The sequence below is a fragment of the Actinophytocola sp. genome (assembly GCF_050699935.1).
Lineage (GTDB): Bacteria > Actinomycetota > Actinomycetes > Mycobacteriales > Pseudonocardiaceae > Actinophytocola.
Genome location: NZ_JBOHGB010000077.1, coordinates 1 through 22,688 on the forward strand (window position 1 = coordinate 1; position 22,688 = coordinate 22,688).

The 22,688-nt window shown below is 71.9% G+C and carries 19 protein-coding genes; 10 read left to right on the forward strand and 9 right to left on the reverse strand.

What is annotated here, in order from left to right:
• From ACRDTB_RS22995 to ACRDTB_RS23035, 9 genes are all read left to right on the forward strand, one after another.
• A partial coding sequence (locus ACRDTB_RS22995; RefSeq protein ID WP_431433419.1) for a PucR family transcriptional regulator occupies positions 1-639 on the forward strand: 639 nt, incomplete at its 5' end.
• Between the two features lie 198 nt (positions 640-837).
• Complete coding sequence (locus tag ACRDTB_RS23000) at positions 838-1,965, forward strand: zinc-dependent alcohol dehydrogenase family protein (protein WP_431433421.1); 1,128 nt, start codon at positions 838-840, stop codon at positions 1,963-1,965.
• A 112-nt stretch (positions 1,966-2,077) separates the two neighbouring features.
• Entirely contained in the window at positions 2,078-3,379 is a 1,302-nt protein-coding gene (locus ACRDTB_RS23005) for an extracellular solute-binding protein (protein ID WP_431433422.1), read from the forward strand.
• The gene (locus tag ACRDTB_RS23010) at positions 3,376-4,437 is read left to right on the forward strand and encodes a carbohydrate ABC transporter permease (protein ID WP_431433424.1); all 1,062 of its coding nucleotides are present in this window, start codon (positions 3,376-3,378) and stop codon (positions 4,435-4,437) included. Before ACRDTB_RS23005 ends, ACRDTB_RS23010 begins: the two co-directional genes overlap by 4 nt.
• Positions 4,434-5,267, forward strand: coding sequence for a carbohydrate ABC transporter permease (locus ACRDTB_RS23015; protein WP_431433426.1), 834 nt, complete (start codon positions 4,434-4,436; stop codon positions 5,265-5,267). Before ACRDTB_RS23010 ends, ACRDTB_RS23015 begins: the two co-directional genes overlap by 4 nt.
• The gene (locus tag ACRDTB_RS23020) at positions 5,264-6,085 is read left to right on the forward strand and encodes a carbon-nitrogen hydrolase family protein (RefSeq protein ID WP_431433428.1); all 822 of its coding nucleotides are present in this window, start codon (positions 5,264-5,266) and stop codon (positions 6,083-6,085) included. Before ACRDTB_RS23015 ends, ACRDTB_RS23020 begins: the two co-directional genes overlap by 4 nt.
• Complete coding sequence (locus ACRDTB_RS23025) at positions 6,082-7,953, forward strand: glycoside hydrolase family 125 protein (RefSeq protein WP_431433430.1); 1,872 nt, start codon at positions 6,082-6,084, stop codon at positions 7,951-7,953. The genes ACRDTB_RS23020 and ACRDTB_RS23025 overlap by 4 nt, the downstream gene beginning before the upstream one ends.
• A gap of 67 nt (positions 7,954-8,020) precedes the next feature.
• Positions 8,021-9,457, forward strand: a complete 1,437-nt coding sequence (locus tag ACRDTB_RS23030; protein WP_431433432.1) for an extracellular solute-binding protein — start codon at positions 8,021-8,023, stop codon at positions 9,455-9,457.
• A 31-nt stretch (positions 9,458-9,488) separates the two neighbouring features.
• Complete coding sequence (locus tag ACRDTB_RS23035; RefSeq protein WP_431433434.1) at positions 9,489-10,580, forward strand: NAD(P)/FAD-dependent oxidoreductase; 1,092 nt, start codon at positions 9,489-9,491, stop codon at positions 10,578-10,580.
• 11 nt (positions 10,581-10,591) lie between these two features.
• Here ACRDTB_RS23035 and ACRDTB_RS23040 read toward each other — a convergent pair whose 3' ends face one another.
• Positions 10,592-11,056: a hypothetical protein gene (locus tag ACRDTB_RS23040; protein ID WP_431433436.1), complete on the reverse strand. Its 465-nt coding sequence runs from the start codon at positions 11,054-11,056 to the stop codon at positions 10,592-10,594.
• A 34-nt stretch (positions 11,057-11,090) separates the two neighbouring features.
• On the opposite strand from ACRDTB_RS23040, the gene ACRDTB_RS23045 reads away from it, so the two are divergent.
• On the forward strand, positions 11,091-12,083 hold the full coding sequence (locus tag ACRDTB_RS23045) for a helix-turn-helix transcriptional regulator (protein ID WP_431433438.1): 993 nt from the start codon (positions 11,091-11,093) through the stop codon (positions 12,081-12,083).
• Between the two features lie 295 nt (positions 12,084-12,378).
• Here ACRDTB_RS23045 and ACRDTB_RS23050 read toward each other — a convergent pair whose 3' ends face one another.
• Genes ACRDTB_RS23050 through ACRDTB_RS23085 form a run of 8 tightly spaced genes read right to left on the reverse strand, consistent with a single transcriptional unit; the run spans position 12,379 to position 22,686 of the window.
• Positions 12,379-14,691 (reverse strand): transketolase-like TK C-terminal-containing protein, encoded by a 2,313-nt coding sequence (locus tag ACRDTB_RS23050; protein ID WP_431433439.1) that lies wholly within the window; start codon positions 14,689-14,691, stop codon positions 12,379-12,381.
• Positions 14,692-14,734: 43 nt separating this feature from the next.
• Positions 14,735-15,739 (reverse strand): fumarylacetoacetate hydrolase family protein, encoded by a 1,005-nt coding sequence (locus ACRDTB_RS23055; protein ID WP_431433441.1) that lies wholly within the window; start codon positions 15,737-15,739, stop codon positions 14,735-14,737.
• Entirely contained in the window at positions 15,736-16,977 is a 1,242-nt protein-coding gene (locus ACRDTB_RS23060) for a CaiB/BaiF CoA transferase family protein (RefSeq protein WP_431433442.1), read from the reverse strand. The genes ACRDTB_RS23055 and ACRDTB_RS23060 overlap by 4 nt, the downstream gene beginning before the upstream one ends.
• A complete protein-coding gene (locus ACRDTB_RS23065; RefSeq protein WP_431433443.1) occupies positions 16,958-17,767 on the reverse strand; it encodes an enoyl-CoA hydratase/isomerase family protein in 810 nt (269 codons plus the stop codon). Before ACRDTB_RS23065 ends, ACRDTB_RS23060 begins: the two co-directional genes overlap by 20 nt.
• Before the next feature lie 51 nt (positions 17,768-17,818).
• Positions 17,819-18,211: a RidA family protein gene (locus ACRDTB_RS23070; RefSeq protein ID WP_431433445.1), complete on the reverse strand. Its 393-nt coding sequence runs from the start codon at positions 18,209-18,211 to the stop codon at positions 17,819-17,821.
• The gene (locus ACRDTB_RS23075; RefSeq protein ID WP_431433446.1) at positions 18,208-19,869 is read right to left on the reverse strand and encodes a hydantoinase B/oxoprolinase family protein; all 1,662 of its coding nucleotides are present in this window, start codon (positions 19,867-19,869) and stop codon (positions 18,208-18,210) included. Before ACRDTB_RS23075 ends, ACRDTB_RS23070 begins: the two co-directional genes overlap by 4 nt.
• On the reverse strand, positions 19,859-21,940 hold the full coding sequence (locus ACRDTB_RS23080) for a hydantoinase/oxoprolinase family protein (protein WP_431433448.1): 2,082 nt from the start codon (positions 21,938-21,940) through the stop codon (positions 19,859-19,861). The genes ACRDTB_RS23075 and ACRDTB_RS23080 overlap by 11 nt, the downstream gene beginning before the upstream one ends.
• A 17-nt stretch (positions 21,941-21,957) precedes the next feature.
• Positions 21,958-22,686, reverse strand: coding sequence for an ABC transporter ATP-binding protein (locus tag ACRDTB_RS23085; RefSeq protein WP_431433450.1), 729 nt, complete (start codon positions 22,684-22,686; stop codon positions 21,958-21,960).
• Positions 22,687-22,688 lie beyond the last annotated feature (2 nt).

A 22,688-nucleotide genomic window follows, 5' to 3' on the forward strand; every position in this document is an offset into this window, starting at 1 on the left:
GTCGCCAAGGTGGAGGGTGTCGCGCGGAGTCGTGTGTTGGCTGCGGCGGCTCGGTTGTCGGCTCGGTTGCGTGGTTTGGCCGCGCATCGTGGGGGTGAGGTGGTGCTGGCGTTGCCGGGTATGGCGCCGGGTGATGCCGCGCGGTTGGTTGTGCGGCGGCTTGGTGAGGCGCTGGATGGTGTGGTCACCGCGGGTGCGGCCGGTCCGGCTGTCGGGCCTCGGTCGATCCAGGATGCGTATCGCGAGGCGCGGCGGTGTGTGTCGGCGTTGCTTGCTCTTGGGCGTCGGGGTGATGCGGCCGATGTGGCCGGGCTTGGCTTTGTTCGGCTGTTGTTCGGGCCTCAGGATCCGGCCGGGGTCGACGCTTTCATCCGCGCGGCGCTTGGTCCGTTGCTCGTTCATGACGCCGAGCGGGGTAGTGATCTCGTCGGCACGTTGGAGGCGTTCTTCGAGGCGTGCGGCAATCTGAACCGCACCCGCGCCGCGTTGCATGTGCACGTCAACACGGTCGCGCAGCGTCTGGAGCGGATCACCGCGCTGCTCGGGCAGAGTTGGCGGGAGCCGTTGCCGGCGCTTGAGCTCCAGTTGGCGTTGCGCCTGCGTCGGCTCCGTCCGGCCCTGGTGCCGGACACGGACTGAGCACGGGTCTGGGCGCGGTCTGGGCGTGGTCTGGGCGTGGTCTGGGCGCGGGACGGGGCCGTGGTCTGGGCGTGGGCTGGGTGTGGGTTGGGGGTGGGTTGGGGGTGGGTTGTAGCGCCGGTGTAACGCGGGCCGGCGACCCTACGGTTCGGTGGCTGGATCGGCCGGCCATGTGTCGAGTCGTGGGAAGGGTTCGGGATGAAGGTTCGCGCCGCGGTGCTCACCGAGGCCGGTATGCCACCGCCGTACCGGAGCAGCCGCCCGCTCTCGGTGGTCGAGCTGGACCTCGCGCCGCCGGGGCCGGGAGAGGCGATGGTGCGGGTGCACGCTGCCGGTCTGTGCCACTCCGACCTGTCGGTGATCAACGGAACCCGGCCGCGGCCGACCCCGATGGTGCTCGGGCACGAGGCCGCGGGCGTGGTCGAGGAGGTCGGGCCGGGCGTACGCGACGTGCGGCCCGGCGACCACGTCGTGTTCTCCTTCGTCCCGGTGTGCGGAGCGTGTGTCGAGTGCCAGTCCGGGCGCCCGGCGTTGTGCGAGCCGGGCGCCCACGCCAACCGCGCCGGCACCCTGCTCCACGGCACCCGCCCGTTTCACCGCGCGGGCGAGCCGGTGAACCACCACCTGGGTGTCTCCGCGTTCACCGAACGAACCGTCACCTCGGTCGCCTCACTGATCACAGTGGACAAAGACGTACCACTGCAGCGGGCGGCCCTGTTCGGCTGCGCCGTGCTGACCGGAGTGGGCGCCGTGCTCAACACGGCCAGAGCGCTGCCCGGAACCTCCGCGACGATCTTCGGGCTCGGCGGCGTAGGACTGAGCGTGGTACTCGGCACCCGCCTCGCCGGCTGCCACCCCATCATCGCCGTCGACACCATCGAACCGAAACTGACACTCGCCGAACAACTCGGGGCAACCGAAACCCTGCTCGCCGGCCCGGACACCGTGGAACAGATCCACGAACTGACCGCGGGCGGCGCCCACTACACATTCGAAGCAGTCGGCAGCACCCCAGTACTCCGCGAGGCCTACCTCGCCACCCGACGCGGCGGCACCACCATCTCGATCGGACTACCACCACCCGACGCGGAACTCACCATCCCCGCGCTCTCCCTCATCACCGAGCAACGACACCTCCTCGGCTCCTACCTCGGCTCCGCAGTCCCACGCCGAGACATCCCCCGCCTCCTCGCCCTCCACCAAGCCGGCCGCCTGCCCGTCGAGCAGCTACACGACAACACCATCCACCCAGGCGAACTCAACACAGCATTCGACACCCTCGCCACCGGCACCACCACACGCCAAATCCTCACCTTCACCGACTGACCACCCGGTTCCTCTTGACATCACCGGCAGGCGGCGCCACCATTTTGTATCTCTCCGATGACAAAACGCAGAGTAACGATCCGATCGCCAGCTGGTGACGAAGGAAGCTTCCATGAACAAGTTGATGCGCCACCGCATCCGTTCCGTCGTGGTCACGGCTGCCGTCGGCGTGCTGGCGCTCGTCGCGAGCGGGTGCGGCGACGGAGACGCCGGCAGCGACGAGCTCGCCGGCGAGCTGCGGGTCGTCGCCAACTGGACCGGCTCGGAGGGGGACGCCTTCCAGAAGGTCATCGACGGCTTCGAGGCCAAGCACCCGGACATCGACGTACGCGTCGAGCAGGTGCCGTTCGACCAGACCCAGGCGCTGCTGACCCAGCAGTTCGCGCAGGGTTCGCCGCCGGACGTGTCGGTGGCCCTGCCCGGCATCATCCGCACGTTGTCCCGCCAGCACCTGTTGCTCGAGCTCGACGACATGTGGGAGACCTGGGTGGCCGACGGCGCCTACCCCGCCTCCCTCCGTGACGTGGCCAAGGGCGCCGGCGACGCCACGGAGGCGGTCTACTTCAAGGGCAACGTCAACGGGCTGATCTGGTACGACCCGACCCACCTCAAGCGGCTGGGCATCGAGCCGTCGACGACCTGGGACGGGTTCCTCGACGCGGCGGACACGGCGCGCGCGGCCGGGGTCGAGCCGTTCGCGGTCGGCGGCAAGGACGGGTGGCCGCTGACCCAGTGGGCCGACCCGGTACTGCTGCGGGTCGCCGGGCCGGAGGTGTTCCACCAGCTGCAGAACGGCGAGCTCGGCTGGGACGACGAGCGGGTCGTCGAGGCATTCACGGTGCTGTCCGACCTGATGCGCGACTACTTCCCCGCCAACGCGCTCTCCGCGGGGTTCACCGACGCCACCTGCGCCCGGGCCAAGGGCGACTACGCGTTCCAGAACCAGGGCGCGTTCGTCAACTCGATCGCGCCGGCGGAGTGCGACGAGGGCATCGAGCCGGGCAAGACCCTGGCGTTCTTCCCCATGCCGGCCTACGACCCGTCGGTGCCGGCGGCCCAGGCGGTCAGCGGCGACCTGTTCATCGGCGCCAAGTCGACCGAGCACGAGGCGGCGACCCGCGCGCTGCTCGAGTACCTCGGCTCCGCGGACGCACAGCGGATCTGGGCGAAGATCGGCGGCTACATCGCGCCGAACCTCCAGGTGCCGACCAGCGTGTACCCGACCGTCAACGACCGGGAGGCCGCGAAACTGTGGCCGAAGGGGAACGTCGACGCGGCCTACGACCTCGACGACTGGATCGGCGGGGAGGTCCAGGTGACCTACACCCAGGCACTCGCGCAGCTCGCCCGGGACCACTCGGTCGACGCGTTCGTCGAGGCGATGACCGAGGTTGACACCCGGTCGGCTAAATGACCGCGCCGCGGACCCCGACGGCGGACCGGGCGGAGCAGCCGGCCGGGACGACGACGCCCGCCACGACCGGGCGGGCGATGCGCGGCCGGCGCCGGCGTGGCCAGCGCGTCGCCTGGGTGTTCATCGGGCCGCTGGTGCTGGTCTTCGCCGGGTTCTACCTCTGGCCGGCCGTGCAGACCGTGCTGTCCAGCCTCTTCGAGTGGAGCCTGCTCGCGCCGTGGGATCCCGCGGACACCTCGACCTGGTACCCGGTCGGTACGGCCAACTACACCACGGCGCTGGGGGCCGACGAGTTCTGGAACGCCGCGTTCAACTCGCTGGTGTGGCTGGCCGTGTTCCCGGTCCTGGTGACCGGGTTCGCCCTGCTGGTCAGCGTGTTGATCTGGCACCTCGGGCGACTCGCCCCGCTGTTCCGGACCGTGTTCATCCTGCCGATGACGATCTCGCTCGCCGCTGCCGGCGTCATCTGGTCGTTCGTCTACAACTCCGACCCGGACGTCGGCCTGCTCAACGCCGTGCTGCGCGCCCTGCGCCTGGACTTCGCGATCGACTGGGGACCGCTGCACGTCCGAACCGGCGAGTGGCTCGCCGACGTCGGGTACCTCGATCTCGGGTTCGCCGAGCTGCGGCTGGTGAACCTGTCGCTGATCCTGCCCGCGGTGTGGGCGTTCACCGGGTTCGGGGTCGTCACCTACACCGCGGGGCTCTCCTCGCTGCCCGGCGAGCTGGTGGACAGCGCGCGCATCGACGGTTGCCGTGCCCGCCAGGTGGTGCGCTACGTGCTGATCCCGCACCTGCGCAAGCCGCTGATCATCACCTACGTCGTGAGCGTGATCTTCGCGCTGCGCACGTTCGACATCGTGTACGTGATGACCGAGGGCGGCCCGGCGCAGGACACCACCGTGCTCGCGCTGCTGCTGTGGCAGCAGGCGTTCGCGTTCCTCACCGAGCCGAAGGCCGGAGTCGGCGCGGCGATCGCGGTGCTCATGTCGGTGGTGATGGTGCTCCTCGCCTACCCGTACCTGCGCAGCCTGATGGGCCGGGGGGAGTCGCGATGAGGCGCGGCAGGACGTCCGCGGTACTGCTGTACGGGTCGGTGACCGTGCTCAGCCTGCTGTGGCTGGTGCCGGTCGCCACCGCGGCGATGATCGCGGCGGTGCCGATCGGGCAGACGCGGGAAGGCTGGTGGCACGCCGGCTTTGGCGACCTGACCCTCGACAACCTGGTCGAGGCCTGGCGGGAGGCGCTGTCCGGCTACGCGGTGAACAGCTTCGTCATCGCGGTCGGCTCCGTCGCGCTCACCGTGGTGACCGGCGCGATGGCGTCCTACGCTTTCGCCAGGATGCGCTTCGCCGGCAAGCGGATCGTCTACCTGCTGCTGATCAGCACGATGATCGTCCCGGTGCAGATCATCCTGATCCCGCTGCTGCCCTGGCTGCGCACGCTCGGTCTGTCCACAGGCGACACTCAGTTCCTCGGGATAATCCTGGTGCACACCGCGTTCGGCGCCGGCTGGGCGGTGTTCATGATGTCCAGCTTCTTCGCCGACGTGCCGGAGGAGCTGCTGGAGGCGGCCCGCATCGACGGCGCGCGGCACCTGGACATCCTGCGGCGGATCGTGCTCCCGCTCGCGATGCCGGGCATCGTGTCGTTCGCGATCATCGACTTCGTCTTCGTGTGGAACGACCTGCTGCTCGGGCTGAGCCTGCTCGACCGGGACCACCAGCCGCTGACCGTGGGGCTGGCCAACCTCCAGTCCCCGCATCTGGCGCAGGAGAACCTGGTCGCGGCCGGCTCGATCATCGCGGTCCTGCCGCCCCTCGTGTTGTTCGCTCTGCTGAACCGGTACTACGTCCGCGGGTTGTTCGCCGGAGGAGTCAAGGGATGACCGAGACAACGATCGCCGTGCTGCAGCTCGCGGCGGTGCCCGGCGACGTCGCGGGCAATGTCGACCGCTACCTCGCCGCCCTGCGCGCGCACGGCGGGGAGGCCGACCTCGTCGTCACGCCGGAGCTGTGCCTGAGCGGCTACGACCTCGCGCTGGTCGCCGAGCGCGGTGCCGAGCTGGCCGAGCCGCTGGACGGCCCCGCCGTGACCGAGACCAGGCGGCTGGCCGCCGAGCTGGACACCACGGTCGTGGTCGGGCTGCTGGAACGCGACGGCGACACGCTCCACGACAGCGCGGTGGTGGTGACCCCGGGCGGTGCGGTGCACTCGTTCCGCAAGACGCACCTGTACCCGGCGGAGGTCGGCCACTTCGCGGCCGGCGACCGACTGGTCACAGTGGACACTCCGGCCGGGCGGCTCGGCCCGCTGATCTGCTTCGAGCACGCCTTCCCCGAGCTCGCCACCACCCTGGCCCTCGCCGGCACGCAGCTCCTGGTCATCCCGTCCGCGGTGCCGGTCGGCTTCGAGCATCTGCTCCGGCTGCGCACGAGGGCGCGGGCGCAGGACAACCAGCTGTTCGCGGTGGCCGCCAACCTGGCGGGCGGCGGGTTCTGCGGTGGGTCGCTGATCGCCGGGCCGAAGGGCGAGGTGCTCGCCGAGGCGGGTCCGGCCGAGCAGGTGCTGTGGCACACGGTCGATCTCGGCGAGATCGTGCGCGAACGCGTCACGGAGCCGGCGCTCGCGTTGCGGCAGCCGGAGCTCTACCGTGCGGGGTCGGTGGAGCACACCGGCGCCGCCCACCTCGCCGCGCCGTCGTGATCGGGCTGAGCGAGTCGGTCGTCCCGGCCGCCGAGTTGCGCAAGCCGGTCGACACCGGCAACGGCGTGCTCGCCGCGTCCTTCGGCGCCGACGGCTGCTGGCTGTCGGTCGGCCGGGCGCACGACCGGCACGGCTTCGTCGAGCTGTCCGGGATGCCGCCGTTCGACGAGCGGTGGCGCCGCGACCCGGACGCCGTCCGCCGGTACCGGACCTGGATGACCGAGGAGCGGTTCGGCTTCCTGCGCCTGGAGCTGCCCGGCGAGGACGAGGCCGCCCGGGTCGCCGGCCTCGACGCCACCGGCCGGCCGGTCTGGCGCCGCCGCGGCGACGGGTGGTCGTGCGAAGCCGCCGCGTGGGCACCGGCCGGCCGCGCCGAGGTCGTCCAGCGCTACGTGATCCGGTCCGGTCCTGCCGGGCCCGGCGCGGTGCTGCGGCTGCGCGGCCGCCTCGACCGCTCGGCGCTCGCCGAGATCACCGAGGTCGACCCGCCGGAGCTGCTCGCCGTGCACACCGACGTCCGGGTCGACCCCGCCCGCGTCGAGCTCACCGCCCCGGCGCTGCCGGCCACCGCGGCGGTCACCGTGACCGTGACCGCCGGCCGCACCGCTGGCCATCCCGCACGCTGGTCGGCGGAGCCGGACGGCGAGGCCACGCTGGCCGTGCCCGGCGGGCAGCAGGTGACGGTCACCGTCGTGGTCTCGCTCGAACCGGACCCGGACCCCGTACCCGAGACCGGACCCGAGGTCGGTCCCTGGGCCGGGCCCGATCCGACCGAGACGCCGCGGCCCCCCGAGGACCCGTGCCCGGAGTTGGCACGGATCACCCGGGGCGCGCTGCGCTACGTTCGCGGCTGCACCACGACCGCCGCCGGCGCCATCCTCACCGACCACCGGCTGCTTCCGCTCAGCTGGACGAGGGACGCCTACTACCAGGCCCAGCTGCTGCTCGCGGTCGGCGACCACGCGACAGTCGGGAGCCACCTGCGCTGGCTGTTCCTGCGCGGCCGGGGACCGGACGGCCGGTGGGCACGCAGCCAACTGCCGGACGGGCGGCCGAAGGACCACGCGCTCCAGGCCGACCAGCAGCTGTACCCGCTGCTGGAGCTCGCCGATCACCGGGATGCGGCCGGCGGCTGGCCGGACCACCCCGGCGCCGCACCGGCCGAGCGTGCTCGCGCCTGGGGCGGCCTCGTCGCGCAGGTGTGGCAGACGCTGCCCCGCGACGGCCCGGACGGGCTGCTGGTCAGCGAGGAGAGCCCGGCCGACGAGCGGGCGGAGCTGCCTTTCGTGCTCTCCAACCAGATCCTCTACTGGTACACGGCGACGCGGCTGGACCGGTGGTCGGCCGAGCTCGGCATCGGCCGGCTCCAGCTCGGCCGGGTGGCCGACGGGCTGCGCTCCGCGATCGACCGGCGGTTCCGCTGTGTCGGCCCGTACGGCCAGCAGTGGGCGTACGAGAGCGACTGCGCGGGCGGCCGCCGTCGCTACCAGGACGCCAACGACCTGCCGACCGCGTTCGCCCCGCTGTGGGGGTTCTGCGGCCTGACCGACCCGGTCTGGACCGCGACGATGCGGTACGCGTTCTCCCCGCACAACCCCGGCTACGTGGCCGGCCGGTTCGGCGGGCTCGGCTCGGCGCACACGCCTGGTACCTGGTCGCTCGGGGACGTGCAGGAGCTCGCCGTCGCGCTGGCCACCACCGACCGGGACCGGCTCGAGGCGGTGGTGCGCCGGCTCGATGCGGTGGCGAGCGTCGACGGGTTGCTGCCGGAGACGTACGACGCCGGCACTGGCGCCTGGCTCGCTCGTCACTGGTTCGCCTGGCCGGCCGCCGTGATCGGCACGCTCTGCCTGGAGCACCTCGCTTAACGTGAACCCGCGCGGTGGTGGCGGCATAATGGCCCGGGCACAGGGAGCGTGCCGATAGGGGTGGCGGGTGCAGGAGGCGATCGACTCGAGCCGGCCGCTGCCGGTGTACGTGCAGCTGAAGACCCTGCTGATGGAGCAGATCGTGAGCGGGCGGTACGCGCCGGGCGCGCGGCTGCCCACCGAGCACGAGCTGTGCCGCACCTACGGCATCAGCCGAACCCCGGTCAACCGGGCGCTGTCCGAGCTGGCCGAGGAGGGCGTGGTGCTCCGCCACCGACGCCGCGGCTCGTTCGTCAACCCACACTGGATCGCGGGCAAGCGGTCCGCGGCGGAGGTACGCGTCGTGGTGCCGGACGGCCGGTGGGAGGAGCAGATCCGGCAGGTGACCCCGGACGGGCTGGTGCTCAACATCGCCACCGTCGACCTCGCGGACCTGCACAGCTTTCTGATCCACGCGGTCGCCGAGGGGCGCGCGCCGGACCTCGCGGTGATCGACTCGGTGTGGACGCGCGAGTTCGCCGCCTCCGGCTTCCTCGCCCCGCTGGACGAGCTCGACCCCGACTGGATCCGCCGGGAGTACGAGACCGACTTCCTGGAGCCGTTCCGCTCGGCGAACCAGTACCGGGAACGCACGGTCGCGGTGCAGGCGGAGGCGGACGTCGCCGGGCTGTGGTACCGACGCGACGACCTCGCCGGCACCGATCGGGCCGAGCCGCGGACCTGGGATGATCTTGCTGCGGTGCTGCGCACGCTGCGCCGGGACGGCGACCATCCGCCGCTGACCCTCCCGGGCGGCTCGCGGGGCGGGGAGACGACGACGTACTGCCTGCTCGCGTTGCTCGCCGCGAACGGGGCGAGGGTCGTCGAGTCCGGCCGGATCACCCTGCACACGCCCCGGACGGTGGAGTGCCTCGCCTTCCTCCGCGGTCTCGTGGTCGAGGGTCTGGTCAGCGCCGACGTCGTGTCGTACGAGTGGGACCGACCGATCCGCCAGCTCGCTCAGGGCCAGGCCAGCCTCGCGTTCGGCGGCAGCTACGACGCCGTCGCGCTCGCCGAGGCGGCGTCGCTGCCCCGCGAGCGATTGCTCGACGTGTTCGGCTTCACCAGCGTGCCGACCGGCCCTCACCGGGTCGACACCACGCTGTCCGGCGGCATGGCCTACGCGATCTTCCGGCAGGCCAGGCAGTCCGGCCAGGCGATGCGGCTGCTCCGCGACGTCGTCTCGACCGAGGCGCAGATCGGGATGTCGACGGCGACCTGGCAGCTGGCGTCCCGGAAGTCCGCGGTCACCCGCGCGAGCGAGGGCTCGCCGTTCCTGTGCACGACCGGCCGGATGCTGGCCGGCGCGACCGTACGGCCGGCGACGACCCAGTACGCGCGGGTGTCCGTGCAACTGCAGGCCATGCTCGAGGCGGTGCTGGTCGGCCGCCTCGAGCCGGCGTCCGCCTGCGAACGGGCCGCCGAGATGATCAACGCCATCACCGGACTCCCGATCGCCTATTGAAATTCGGTAGGAACTTAACGATAGTCGATACGTGATCGTCGACGTGCTGGTTGTGGGGGCCGGGTTGGCCGGGCTGCACACGGCCAGGTTGCTCGCCCAACGCGGCCACGACGTACTGCTGGTCGACCGGCGGCCCGCGCTGACCGGCGCCATCCGCACCACAGGGATCTTCGTTCGGCGCACGCTCGACGATTTCCCGCTGCCTCCCGAATGCCTCGGACCACCGATTCGACGAGTGGTGCTCTACCCGCCGAGCCTGCGCAATCCGGTGACCCTGGTCAGCGCGCGAGACGAGTACCGGGTGGGCGACATGGCGCCGCTCTACGCGGCAGCAGCGCGCACCGCGGCCGATGCCGGGGTGCGGATAGCGCTGGGCACTCGCTATACCGGCCGGCGAGCCGACACGTTCCAGCTGGCCAGTCGGGACGGGGGTCCGACCCGGGTGCGCGCGCGGTTCGTCGTCGGCGCCGACGGAGCCCGCTCGCACGTCGCCCGCGACCTCGCCCTGAGCCGCAACCACCACCTGCTGGTCGGTGCCGAGGAGGTCTTCACGATTCCCCGCAGCGAGCGGCCCCCGGCATTTCACTGCGTGCTCGACCCAACGCTTGCTCCCGGGTACCTGGCCTGGGTCGTCAACGATGGGCGGCATGCCCATGTCGGCGTGGGCGGCTATGCCAACCGCTTTCCCGGCGGTCTTCGCCGGGCCTTGGAGCGGTTCGGCGCCGCGGCGCCCGGACTGCCCGGCGTCGATCGCCCGGAACAGGTCGAACGACGCGGGGGGCCGATCCCCGTCGGTGGCCTGCTCCGCCGGATCAGCTGCGCTGACGGGCTTCTCGTCGGAGACGCGGCGGGTGCGGTCTCTCCGCTCACCGCCGGCGGCCTCGACCCGTGCCTGCGGCTGTCGGAGCTCGCCGTCGCCGTCCTCGACGACGCCCTGCGATCCGGGCGCCCGGATGCGCTGGCTCACTACGACGGAGCCGCGCTGCGGGCCCGCTTCCGAGGACGGCTGATGCTACGCCGGGGATTGGCCCGGGTGCGCACACCCACCGCCGCGACGACGGCGTTCACCCTGCTGCGCACGCCACTCGGACGGGCCGCCGCTCGCCGCATCCTCTTCGGCTAGGCACCTCGCCGCTACGCACCCCGTCCGGTCCTCGTGAACTCCGCGGCCCAGTTGGTCTCCCAGGTCTCGCCCCGGTCGACCGAGAACGCCTGCGCCCACCGCGCGCTCGTGCCGGTGATGTCGAACCAGCGGTAGCGCACCACGATCGGCCGGCCCTCGTAGTCCTCCTCGCTGAAGAACTCGCCGACGCCGTCGACGAACCGGCCGACCACCGGCGGCAGCGCGAGGATGCCGGTGCGGGAGTTCGCCCAGTAGATCGACCACTCGTCGGTCTCGCGGTTGAGCAGGCGCAGCGTGACGCCGCCGAAGCCCTTCTCGGGGAAGGTGACCTCGTCGAGGTTGGCGGCGCCGTCGAACAGGCTGTAGCAGCGGGTCCGGCCGGTGAACTCGTCCCATTCGTCGCTGCCGGTGAGGGGCTTGACGAGCCGGCGCTGGACGGAGTCCCAGGTGCCGACGAGGAAGTCGAAGTCGTTCATGGCGGGAACGCTATGGCCGGTCCACTGACATCCGATGTCAGTTGGTTTAGGGTTCGTCGTGCGCGCCTCCCGGATCGTCCAGCTGCTGCTCCTGCTGCAGACCAGGGGCCGGCTGACGGCGGCACAGCTGGCCGAGGACCTCGAGGTGTCCGTGCGGACCGTGTACCGGGACGTCGAGGCGCTGCACGCGGCGGGGGTGCCGCTGTACGGCGAGGCCGGGCACGCCGGCGGCTACCAGCTGGTCGACGGCTACCGCACGCGGCTGACGGGGCTGACCGAGCCGGAGGCCGAGTCGCTGTTCCTGACGGGTCTGCCCGGTGCGGCCCGGGACCTGGGGTTGGGTGCCGAGGTGGCGGCGGCGTGGCTGAAGCTCACCGCGTCGCTGCCGCCGGACCTGCGTGACCGGGCGACGAGGATCCGCGAGCGGTTCCACCTGGACGCGCCCGCCTGGTACCACGAGCCGGACGACGCCCCGGCGCTGGCGGCCGCGGCCGACGCGGTGTGGCGGGAGCGGCGGATCCGGATCAGGTACCGGCGCTGGCGCGCGCCGGCCGAGGTCGACCGCACCCTCGACCCGTACGGGCTGGTCCTCAAGTCGGGACGCTGGTACCTGGTGGGTGCGAGCAGCCGGGTGAGCACGTACCGGGTGTCGGCGATCCTCGATCTGACCGTGCTGGACGAGGGCTTCACCCGGCCGGCCGGGTTCGACCTCGCCGCCCACTGGAAGTCCTATGTGGACGATTTCGACGACAGGCGCCACACCGACACGGCGACGATCCGCGTGTCCCCCGCGCTGCTCGAGCGCCTGCCGACGGTCGTCGAGCCGGCCGTTCACCGCGCCGTCACCGAGACCGCCGGCGACCCCGACGCCGCGGGGTGGGTCGAGGCGACCGTTCCGATCGAGAGCCTCGACCACGCCCAGCGGCTGATCCTCGGCTTCGGCGCCGACCTGGAGGTGCTCCACCCACCCGAGCTCCGCGCCCGCGTGGCCGACACCGCCGCGGCCCTTGCGCGGTACTACACCTGACCACTCGCGGGGTTGTCTCCACGGTGAAGCCGGGGCCGATCCGCACACGGCGTCATCGGTGTTGCGTGCCCGGACCTCCAGCACGATCGGGAGCGGAGTGCCGCCATGGCCGTCAGGCGCAGGCCCTCGAGCCGGGTGACCGCCGCGTCGAACGCCGCACTGTCCTGCAGGCCGACGTCCCGCATGGCCGCACCGCGCCACAACGCGAGGGCATCCCGATCTGCACCTGGCTGATTTGCCATGGTCGATTTGGCCGGCCTCTGAGAGCGTTGTTGCGGGCCAGGGCGTTTGTCGGTCATTCGGACAGGTCGAGGGCGGCCTGCACGATGTCGTCGGCGGCGATGCCGTGGTGGCGGTAGACCTCCGCCAACGAGCCGGACTGCCCGAACCGGGTGACCCCGAGCGCGGTGTGCGGGACCCGGTTGACCGTGGCGAGGAACGTCAAGGTGTGTGGGTGGCCGTCCAGCACGGTCACCAGCGGGCACGCCCGCTCGCCGGGGAGCGTCTGGTCGAGTATCCACATCGGACCGTCGTCCTGGCCTTGCCGGGCTCGCACGGCGCGGAAGAGCACGTCGGCGCTGGTGACGCAGACGACGTCGGCGGCGACTCCGGCGGCGTCCAGGCGGTCGGCAGCGGTCAGTGCCTCGGGGACGACCGCGCCCATCGCGGCGATGGTGACGTCCGGTCGTGCGGCGCGCCGGAGCGGGTAGCCGCCCGCGACCGCCTGCCGGCGCCGGCGTTCCCTGGCCGACGGATCGGTGGGCACCGCGGCGAGCGTCTGGTCGACCGGGCGGGTGGACAGCCGCAGGTACGCCGAGCATCCGTCCGGGCGGCCCAGCCGCCCCAGCGCGGCCAGCAGGATCCATTCGACGTCGACGGCGAAGGCTGGCTCGTAGGTGACGCAGCCAGGCTGTTCCAGCCCTATCGACGGTGTGGTGATCGACTGGTGTGCTCCGCCCTCGGGCGCGAGCGTGACGCCGGACGGGGTGCCCACGAGGATCGACTGGCCGCCGGCGTAGATGCCGAACGACCACGGCTCCAGGGCTCGGGCCAGAAACGGGTCGTACAGCACCCCGATCGGCAGCAGCGGCTGGCCCCACCGGCTCCACGTCGCGCCCAGCTCGCCGAGCAGGCCGACGAGGTTGGTCTCGGCGATGCCGAGCTCGATGTGCTGCCCGGTGGGCCGCTCGCGCCAGTGCAGGATGGTCTCGGCGTTGTCGGCGAACCAGTCGACCCGCTCGCGGGCCGACCAGACGCCGACCTTGTTCACCCAACCGCCGAGGTTGGTCGTGGACGCGACGTCGGGGCTCACCGTCACGATGCGCCGGGCCGTCTCGGGTGCCAGCCGGCTCAGGTCCAGCAACGCACGTCCCAGGGCCGCCTGGGTCGTGGCCGTCCCGGCCGGCGTGCGGCCGAGGTCGGCCGGTAGCGGCGGCGGCGACGCCGGTCGCGGCTCGGGCCGGTCGAGTCGGGCGGCCGTGTCGGCGCACCACCGCCCGGCGTCACTGTCGTCGGCGAACCGGGCCCACGGCTCGCTCTCGTCCACGCCGAGGCCGGCCGCCAGCTCGCCGAGCTGCTCGGCGGTGAGCAGCGCGGAGTGGTTCTGCGGGTGTCCCTCCATCGGCAGGCCACGGCCCTTGATCGTGTAGGCGAAGATCACCGTGGGTCGGGTGTCGTCTATGGAGCGGTAGACGTGGTCGAGCGCGTCGAGGTCGTGGCCGCCGAGGTTGCGGATCGACGCCCGCAGCGCGTCGTCGTCCAGGTGGGCGACGGCCGTGGCCACCGGCTCGACGCCGTCGACCAGCCGGTCGCGCAGCTCACCCGGACCGCAGCGCAGCAGCCGCTGGTACTCGGGGTTGGACATCTCGTCCATCCGGGTGCGCAACGCCTGTCCGCCCGGACGGGCGAACAGCTCCTCGAGCAGCGTGCCGTACTTGACGGTCAGCACCTGCCACCCGGCCGCCTCGAACATGCCGCGCACCCGGCCGATCGCGATGCCCGGGATGACCCGGTCCAGTGACTGCCGGTTCACGTCCACGATCCACACGACCTCGCCGAGGTCGAGCACGTTGGCGTCGAGAACCGCCTCCCACACCGCCCCCTCGTCCAGCTCGGCGTCGCCCAGCAGCGAGTACTGCCGTCCCACCGGGCCGTGCTCGACGTCGCCGACGGACGACAGGTACCGCCGTGCCAGCGCGCCCCAGACGGGTGCCGTCGCGCCGATGCCGACGGATCCGGTGGAGTAGTCGACCGGGTCCGGATCCTTGGTGCGGCTGGGATAGCTCTGCAGGCCGCCGAAGGCCCGCAACGTGGTCAGGTAGGACGTGTCCAGCCGGCCGAGCAGGTAGTTGATGGCATGCAGCACAGGTGAGGCGTGCGGCTTGACCGACACCCGGTCCTCCGCGCGAAGGTGCCGGAACCAGAGCGAGGTCATGATCGTCGTCAGCGACGCCGACGACGCCTGGTGGCCGCCGACCTTGAGCCCGGACGGGTTCGGCCGCACCCGGTTCGCGTGGTCGACGATGGCCGTGGCCAACCACAGCACCCGGCGCTCGATCCGCTCGAGCACGTCGAGGCGTGTCTCGCCGGCCGTCGTGATCGTTTCCACGATGCCTCCCGCTGCGTGAGACGGGCAACCGCGCGAACGCCGGTTACCAGGGGGCGATGGTGTTCCGGAGCTCACCGACCTCGGCGATCCGGACCCGCACGTCGTCGTGCGCGGCCAGGTACGGCAGGTCGCTGTCGAGCGCGGTGCCCTTCGGCGTGCCGGAGGTGATGACGTCTCCGGGAAGCAGGTCCAGGTAGCGCGACAGGAACGTCGCGACCTCGGTGAACGAGTAGATCATCTGGCTCGTCGACGCCCGCTGCCGGACCTCGTCGTTGACCGCCAGTGTGAAGGGCACGTCGTCGATGTCGATCCCGGCGTCGACCGCGACACAGGGACCCATCGACTTGCCCGTCTGGAAGTTCTTCGCCAGGGCCCAGACGAGCGGGCCGCGGTCCACGCCAGATCCCTCGGTGAGCCCGTCCCGGATGCTGAAGTCGTTGAAGGCGGAGAGCCCCCAGAACGACACCTCCCCGGCCGTGAGGTTCCGTCCGCCCGTCGCGAGCACGACCGCGACCTCCGCCTCGTAGTCCAGCCGCTCGACTCCGCGCGGCGCGGTGACCGGGGCGTCGTGTCCGATCATCACGTCCGGGATGACCTGGAAGCCCCACGGCGGCAGGCCCCGGTCGTGCTCCGACCGCGCCGCGTCCGGGGTCATCCCGTGGCCGGACATCCGGGAGAAGGCCTGGGAGGCGTGGTCGGAGAAGTTGGCGCCCAGGGCGAAGACGCGGCCGCGGCGTGACGGCAGTGGCGGGCCGAGCCGCAGCTGTACCAGCGGACGAGCCACGATGCGGTCGTCGCCGGCACGCAGTCGCCGCTCCGCACGGTCGGCCAGCTCGCGGATGTGCCGGCGTCCCGCCGCGTCCCACGCGCCGATCAGCTCTCGCCATGACCCGTCCTTGAGCAGGCCGCCGACCACCGCGCTGGTCTCGCTGCCCAGCTCGACGCGGGCCCGCTCCACCGTCGCGAGCACGTCGACGACGACCGAGCCGTCGGGGCCGTCGATGACGATGCCCGTCCGCCCCGAGTCACCGAACCGTACGAACCTCATGCCCACGCGACTCCTTCCGCCGATGCGGTGCGTCCCACCACGCCGGACCGACGGAGGTCCTCGATCACGGGCTTGGCGAAGCCGACCTGGGCGAGCACCTCGTCGGTGTCCGCGCCGAGGTCCGGTGCGGCGGAGCGAACGGGCCGTGACCCGGCGGAGAACCTCAATGGGCTGCCCAGCGTCCGCCTGGGCCGGCCGCCGGCTCCGGTCACCTCCGCGACCAGATCCTGGGCGAGGACCTGTGGATCGGCGAAGACCTCCGCCAACGTGTTGACCGGTCCGGCCGGGATGCCGTGCGCGTTGAGCCGTGCGGTCCACCAGTCTCTGGTGTGCTTGCCGAACTCGCCGTTGAGCAGCTCCCGGATCTCGTCCCGGTGGCGCACGCGCAGCTCGTTGGTCGCGAATCGTTCGGCCCTGCCGAGGTCCTCGCGGTGTAGGACCTCGCACAGCTGCCGCCAGAGGCCGTTGTGTGCGACCGCGACGTTGATCATTCCGTCCTGGGCCTCGAACACGCCGTAGGGCCACAGCACCGGATGATCGTTGCCGGCGGGGGAGGGGACCTCGCCCCGCGACAGGTAGGTCTCGGCCAGCACGCCGAGGCTGGAGACCAGCGCGGAGAGCAGGGAGGTCTCCACGTGCTCGCCGCGGCCGGTCGAAGACCGCCGATGCAGGGCGCCGAGCACGCCGACCGTGCCGTAGGTCGCGGCCAGCACGTCGCCGATCGGCACGCCCACCCGGGTGTATCCGGTCGTCCCGGTGACACTCATGAGTCCCGAAGCGCCCTGGGCGACCTGGTCGAACCCGCCCCACCTCGCGTTCGGCCCGGTCGACCCGTACCCGCTGATGCTCAGGTAGATGACGGCCGGGTTCACCCGGGCGGCGTCCTCGTAGGAGACGTGCAGCCGGGCGCCGACGCCGGCGCGGAAGTTCGCGATCACGACGTCCGCACGGATCAGCAGCTGCTCGGCGACCCGCCGCGCCTCGGGCGACTTCAGATCGACGACGACGCTGCGCTTGTTCCGGTTCAGCGCCGTGAAGTACAGGCTCTCCGGACCGTCGAAGGGTCCACTGTGCCGCAGCATGTCGCCGGTCGGGGGCTCGACCTTGATGACGTCCGCACCCAGGTCGCCGAGCAACATCGCGCAGAACGGCCCGGCGAGAGCGTGGCCGAGCTCCAACACGGTCACCCCGGCGAGTGGCCCCGCGGCGGCCGGCACGTCACTCGGCGGTCCGGGCATGACCCTCACCGCCCTCCGCGGCCGGGACGCCGGCAGGTTGGCGGATCGTCCCGACCGAGAACCACAGGTCGAGCACGGCGTCAGCCGCGCCGCCCGCGCCGGCCGCCGGGCAGTCGTGGCCGTGGCACCGGCTTCGCACGACCTCCTTGACCCGCCGAACGGCGGCCACCGGGGCGCGCGCCACGGTGGCCGCGAACTCTCCCGCCGCGTCCCGTGCGGACTGTGCGACCGAGGTGACCAGGCCGATGGCGAGCGCCTCGGCCGCGGTGACGCGCCGACCGCTGAACACCATCTCCCGGGCCCGCGACGTGCCCACCAGCTCGGCCAGCCGGCGGCCACCGTCCCAGGCCGTGACCACACCGAGCCGGACGTTGGGCAGCTGGCACCACGCGCGCCCCGACGCGATGCGGATGTCACAGGCGAGCGCCAGCTCCAGCCCGCCGCCCACCGCGGGCCCGTCGATCGCGGCAACCACGGGAACCGGCAGCGCCTCGATCATCGAGCAGACCGCGCGCATCCGGGCGAACTGGTCGCCGAGCTCCTCGGGCGAGAGGGTCCCGTACTCCTTGACGTCGCCTCCGGTGCAGAAGAACCGGTCGCCGGCGCCGCCGAGGATGACGGCGGACACGGTGTCGTCGGCCCTGACCTGGTCCAGCACGTCGGACAGCCGTGCCGCCATCGCGCGGTTGACGGCGTTTCCGTGTGCCGGCCGGTTGAGCAGGATGCGCACGACGCCGTCGTCCCGCTCGACCAGGACGGTGGCGGGCGCAGGCCGCATCGGGTCTGTCATCGGTGGTCCTTTGCACTGGCTGGGCGGGTGTGGCGGAAAGCCGGCCGCGTGTCACGCAGTCGACGGCAGGGCGGCCGTGACGACTACCTCGATGTCGATGTCGATGAAGAGGTCGCCGACGATGAAGGCCGACCGTGCCGGATACGGCTCGGTGAACACCTCCCGGTAGACGGCGTTGAAGCCGGCGATGTCCTCGCGCTTGCGCAGGTAGCACGTCACGGTGAGGACGTCGGCCAGCGAGGTTCCGGCCGCGGCCAGGACGGCGCGGATGTTGTCGAAGGTCTGCCGCGTCTGCGCCTCGATGCCGCCGGGCACGATCTCGCCCGTGTTCGGGTCCAGCGGACCCTGGCCCGCGCAGTACACGACCCCGCCGTGTATGACGGCCTGGGACAACGGGTTCTTCGACTTGGGTGCACGGTCGGTGTGCACGGCGCTCCTGCTCATCGCCTCTCCTCCATGGGTGTGGGAATCTGGTCCAGGGCGTGCGGATACCAGCGGGCGACGAAGTCCCGGCTGATCAACCCGTCGGCGTGGTCGGACACGACCCGGTCGACGTCGCGCTCGGACGGGTCGCCGTACCCGCCACCGCCTCCGCCGGAGGCCGAGACGACCCCGCCTCGCGGCACGCTGACCGGCCGTTTCCCGTGCGCCGGCGCACCGTCGACCAGGAAGCTTCCGGTCGCGCCGGCCAGGCCGCCGAAGAGCCCGCGAGCGGCGTGCCGCTGCCGTTCGATGAGCGGGGTGACGGTGAAGCGGTCGCCGGACTCGACGGTGAACTCGATCTCCTGGTTGAGGCCGCCCTGGAAGGCGCCGGGCCCGCACGAGTCGGCGACGAGCCGCTTCGCCAGCACGCGGATCGGCGCCGCGCGTTCCATGACCTCCACGGGAATGGTGGGCAGCGACAGCGGGAACGACTTGCCGGACAGGCCGTCCATGCCCCGTGCGCCGCCCATGCCGCCGGCCATGTTCCACCAGAAGGAGAACGGCGAGCCGTCGCCGTCCACGCCACGTACGACCATGATCGACTGCTGGCCGCTCTCCGCGACGACCCGGTGCGGGATGGGCGTGGACAGGGCCCTGGCCAGGACGCCGGCGAGCGCGTTCTGCACCATGTGCCGAGCCGCCACCGGAGCCGGCCGGGACGGGTTGACGACCGTCCCCGGCGGGGAGCTGACGTGCGTGGGCCGGTAGCAGCCCTCGTTGTTCGGCACGTCGGGCGCGAGCGCGGTGCGGACCGTGTGCGCTGCCCAGGCGTAGGTGACGCTGAGCGGGCAGTTCATCGCGTACGGCAGCTGCGGGTCGGTGCCGGTGAAGTCGATCAAGAAGTCGCTGTCGTGTACCCGGACCGTCACCTCGATGCGCACCGGCTCGTCCATGCCGTCCATCTGGGTGGATGCCCGGTACTCGCCGTCGGGGAGCCGGCGGATCGCCGACCTCATCGCCGCCTCCGAGTCCGACACGATGCGCGCAGCGACGTCGGCGATGTCGTCCAGGTCGTACTCGTCGAGCATCTGGTTCAGCCGAGCCTCGACCCCCTGGGTCACCTCGACCTGGCCGAGGATGTCCCCGAGGACCGAGGCGGCCTCGCGCACGTTGGCCCGGACGAGGGCGAGCAGCGTCTGGTCGGGTACGCCGGCCGACACGATGCGCATCAGCGGGATCTCCAGGCCCTCCTCGTACACGTCGGAGCCGTTCGCGCTCAGGCCGAGGCCACCGATGTCGGCGACGTGCAGACCGCAGGCCGCGAAGGCGATGAGCTTGCCCCGGCGGAACAGCGGCGAGACCACCACGACGTCGTGCTTGTGTCCGGCGAACAGCCACGGGTCGTTGGAGGCGAAGGCGTCGCCGGGTCGCATCGTCTCGGTGGGGAAGGTCCGCAGCACCTTGGGGACGCCGCGGATCAGCGCCGTCAGAATGGAGATGGTTCCGGTGTCCCGGCTCTGCGCGATCATGTTCCCGTCGGCGTCGTGCAGCGTCACCGCGAAGTCCTTCATGTCGGTGACGGCGGGGCTGAAGGAGCCGCGCACCAAGACCGCCGAGGCTTCGTCCGCGACACCGATCAGGCGCCGCCAGAGGACCTGGAACTGGAGTTCACTGAGCATGGGTTGGCGTCCTTCGCAGCTCGAGCAGTCCGGCCGATTCCCGCACCCTCCACAGTGGAGGGACGACGGTGGTGGTCGTGGCCTCGTCCAGCAGCAGCGGTCCGTCCACCCAGCGCTGGGTGATCGTGTTGCGCGCGAGGACGGGCGTGGTGCGTAGGCCGGCTCCGAAGAAGGCCTCGCGTGATCGGGGCGAAGCGTCCCGGACCGGTTCGTCCTCGACCGGGCCCGGTGTGACGGGACGGTGCTGGGACTCGGTGGCCGTCACCCGCCAGTCCAGCAGCTCCACCCCGTAGTCGAGGCTCGCGCGCCGCAGGACCCGGCCGAACCGTGCCTCGAACCGTGCCTTCAGCTCGGCGAGCCAGCCGGCGTCGACCGGTCCCTTGGGCAGCTCGATCTCCAGCTCGTGCCACTGGCCGAGGTAGCGAGCGGTGACGAAGAAGCTCAGGCTCGGCGGATCCGGCACCCCGGAGGACGCCGCCCATGCGGCGTAGGCGTCGGTGCGCAGCGCCTGGACGAGCCGGCGGATCTCGTCGAGGTTGTCCTCCGTGCAGCCGAGCGGGGCACTCCGGACTGTCGAGGACCCCACCGGCGCCATCGACATGCCGAGCGCGGAGCCGACGCCCGGCTCGTTCGGGATGAGGATGGCGTCGATGCCGGCGATCTCCGCCACCCGCCAGGCGTGTGCCGGCGCGGAGCCGCCGGTGGCGACCAGGCACGCCCGGGTGATGTCGAGCCCGCGGTCCAGCCCGTGCTGCACGATCGCCGCCGCCATCGAGTGGCTCACCAGCTCGAAGACCGCGTGGGCCGCGGCGAGGTGCTCGCCGTGCTCGGACTCGTCCAGCGGCACGTCCAGCGACTGGAGCGCCTCGCGCGCGGCGTTCCGGTCGAGGGTGAAGGTCCCGCCGGCCAGCGCGTCCGGCAGGTAGCCGAGGACGAGGTCGGCGTCGGCCACGGTGGGGGCGCGCCCACCCAGCCCGTAGCAGGCCGGACCGGGATCCGCGCCCGCGCTCTCCGGGCCGATCTCGATCAACCCGGTGGACCCCACCGAGACGATCGAGCCGCCGCCCGCGCCGATCTCGACCATGTCGATGCTCGGGATCGACAGCGGCAGGCCGCTGCCCTTCTCGAACCGCCGTTCCCGGGCTACCTCGAGCTCCTCGGAGATGGGCAGCTCGGCCCCGCGCACCGCGCAGATCTTCGCTGTCGTCCCGCCCATGTCGAACGAGATCGCGGTCTCGTCGCCGCGCACGCGCGCGATCTCGGCGGTGAGCGCGACCGCGCCGACCGGGCCGGACTCCACGATGCGGATCGGGTAGCGGCGTGCGTCGTCGAAGCTGGTCAGCCCGCCCTCGGACTGCATCATGTAGCGATTGGTGGTGTAGCCGTCGCCGTCCAGCCACTCGTCCAGCCGGTTCAGGTAGCGCACCACCAGCGGCTTGACGTAGGCGTCGGCCACCGCGGTGGACAGCCGGGGGATCTCGCGCAGCCGCCGGCTGATCTCGCTGGACCCCGAGATCGCGTCGAACGCCCCGGAACGCTCCATGAGCTCGCGCGCGCGGATCTCGTTCACCGGGTTGGCATAGGAGTTGACGAAGAAGATCGCGACCGACCGCACGCCCGCCGCCCGCCAGGCCTCGATGGCGCGCTCGACGTCCTCCTCCACCAGCTCGGCGACCACGGCTCCGTCGGCGGCCACCCGCTCGGTCACCTCGTGGCGCAGCCGGCGTCGCACCAGCGGAGCGGGCATCGGCGCGAACGGGTCGAACAGGGAGTACCGGCCCTCGGTTCCGGTGGTCAGCAGGTCGCGGAACCCCCTCGTGGTGAGCAGGCCGGTCGGACCGCCGCCGCGGGAGATGAGCGCGTTGGACACCAGCGTGGTCCCGTGGATGATCCGGACGGCCTCCGGCAGGTCCGGCAGCCGCGCGCGCAGATGCTCGATGCCGCGCCGCACCCCCAGCTCGGGCTGCTCCGGAGTGGACAGCGTCTTGTGCCGCACCAGCCGTCCCTGCTCGGACACCGCCACGACGTCGGTGAACGTTCCGCCGATGTCGACCGCCACGATCCAGCCCACTGGCCCACCTTCCTTCCTCATTCGTCGGTCGCCGCCTGCCGGCCACGCGCACCGAGGAACGCGTCCTGAAGCCGTGGGTCGGCCAGCAGCGAGTCGGGGGAGCCCTGGAACGAGATCGCGCCCTGCTGCATCACGAGCACGTGGTCGCTGACCGACAGTGCACTTCGGACGTTCTGCTCGACGACGACGACGAGCATGTCGTCACCCAGGTCCCGCAGCTCGGCGAAGACCTGCGTGCGCCACACCGGGGCGAGCCCGAGCGACGGCTCGTCCACGAGCAGCACCCGCGGCTGCCCGGCCAGCACCATGGCCATCTCCAGCATCTGCTGCTCGCCACCGCTGAGGTTGCCGGCCATCACCCGCCACCGCTCACGCAGCCGGGGGTACCGGGCCACCAGCTGGTCCAGCATCTCGGTCGCCGACCCGCGATGCGCGAGCCGTGCGCCCAGCCGCAGGTTCTCCCGCACGGTCATGTACGGGAAATTGCATCGGCCTTGCGGCACCAGCCCGATCCCGAGCGCTCGTCGCCGCCACGGTGCGTCGCGAACCAGCGTGCGGCCGTCGAGGCGGATGTCGCCGGAGAACACCCGGGTCAACCCGTAGAGGCTGCCGAGAAAGGTCGACTTGCCGGCCCCGTTGGGCCCGATGACCAGGAACACGCCCGAGGTCGGGAACTCGACCGTGACGCCGTTGACGATGGGCACGTCGGTTCGGTACCCGGCGGTGAGGTCCAGTGTGGACAACATGA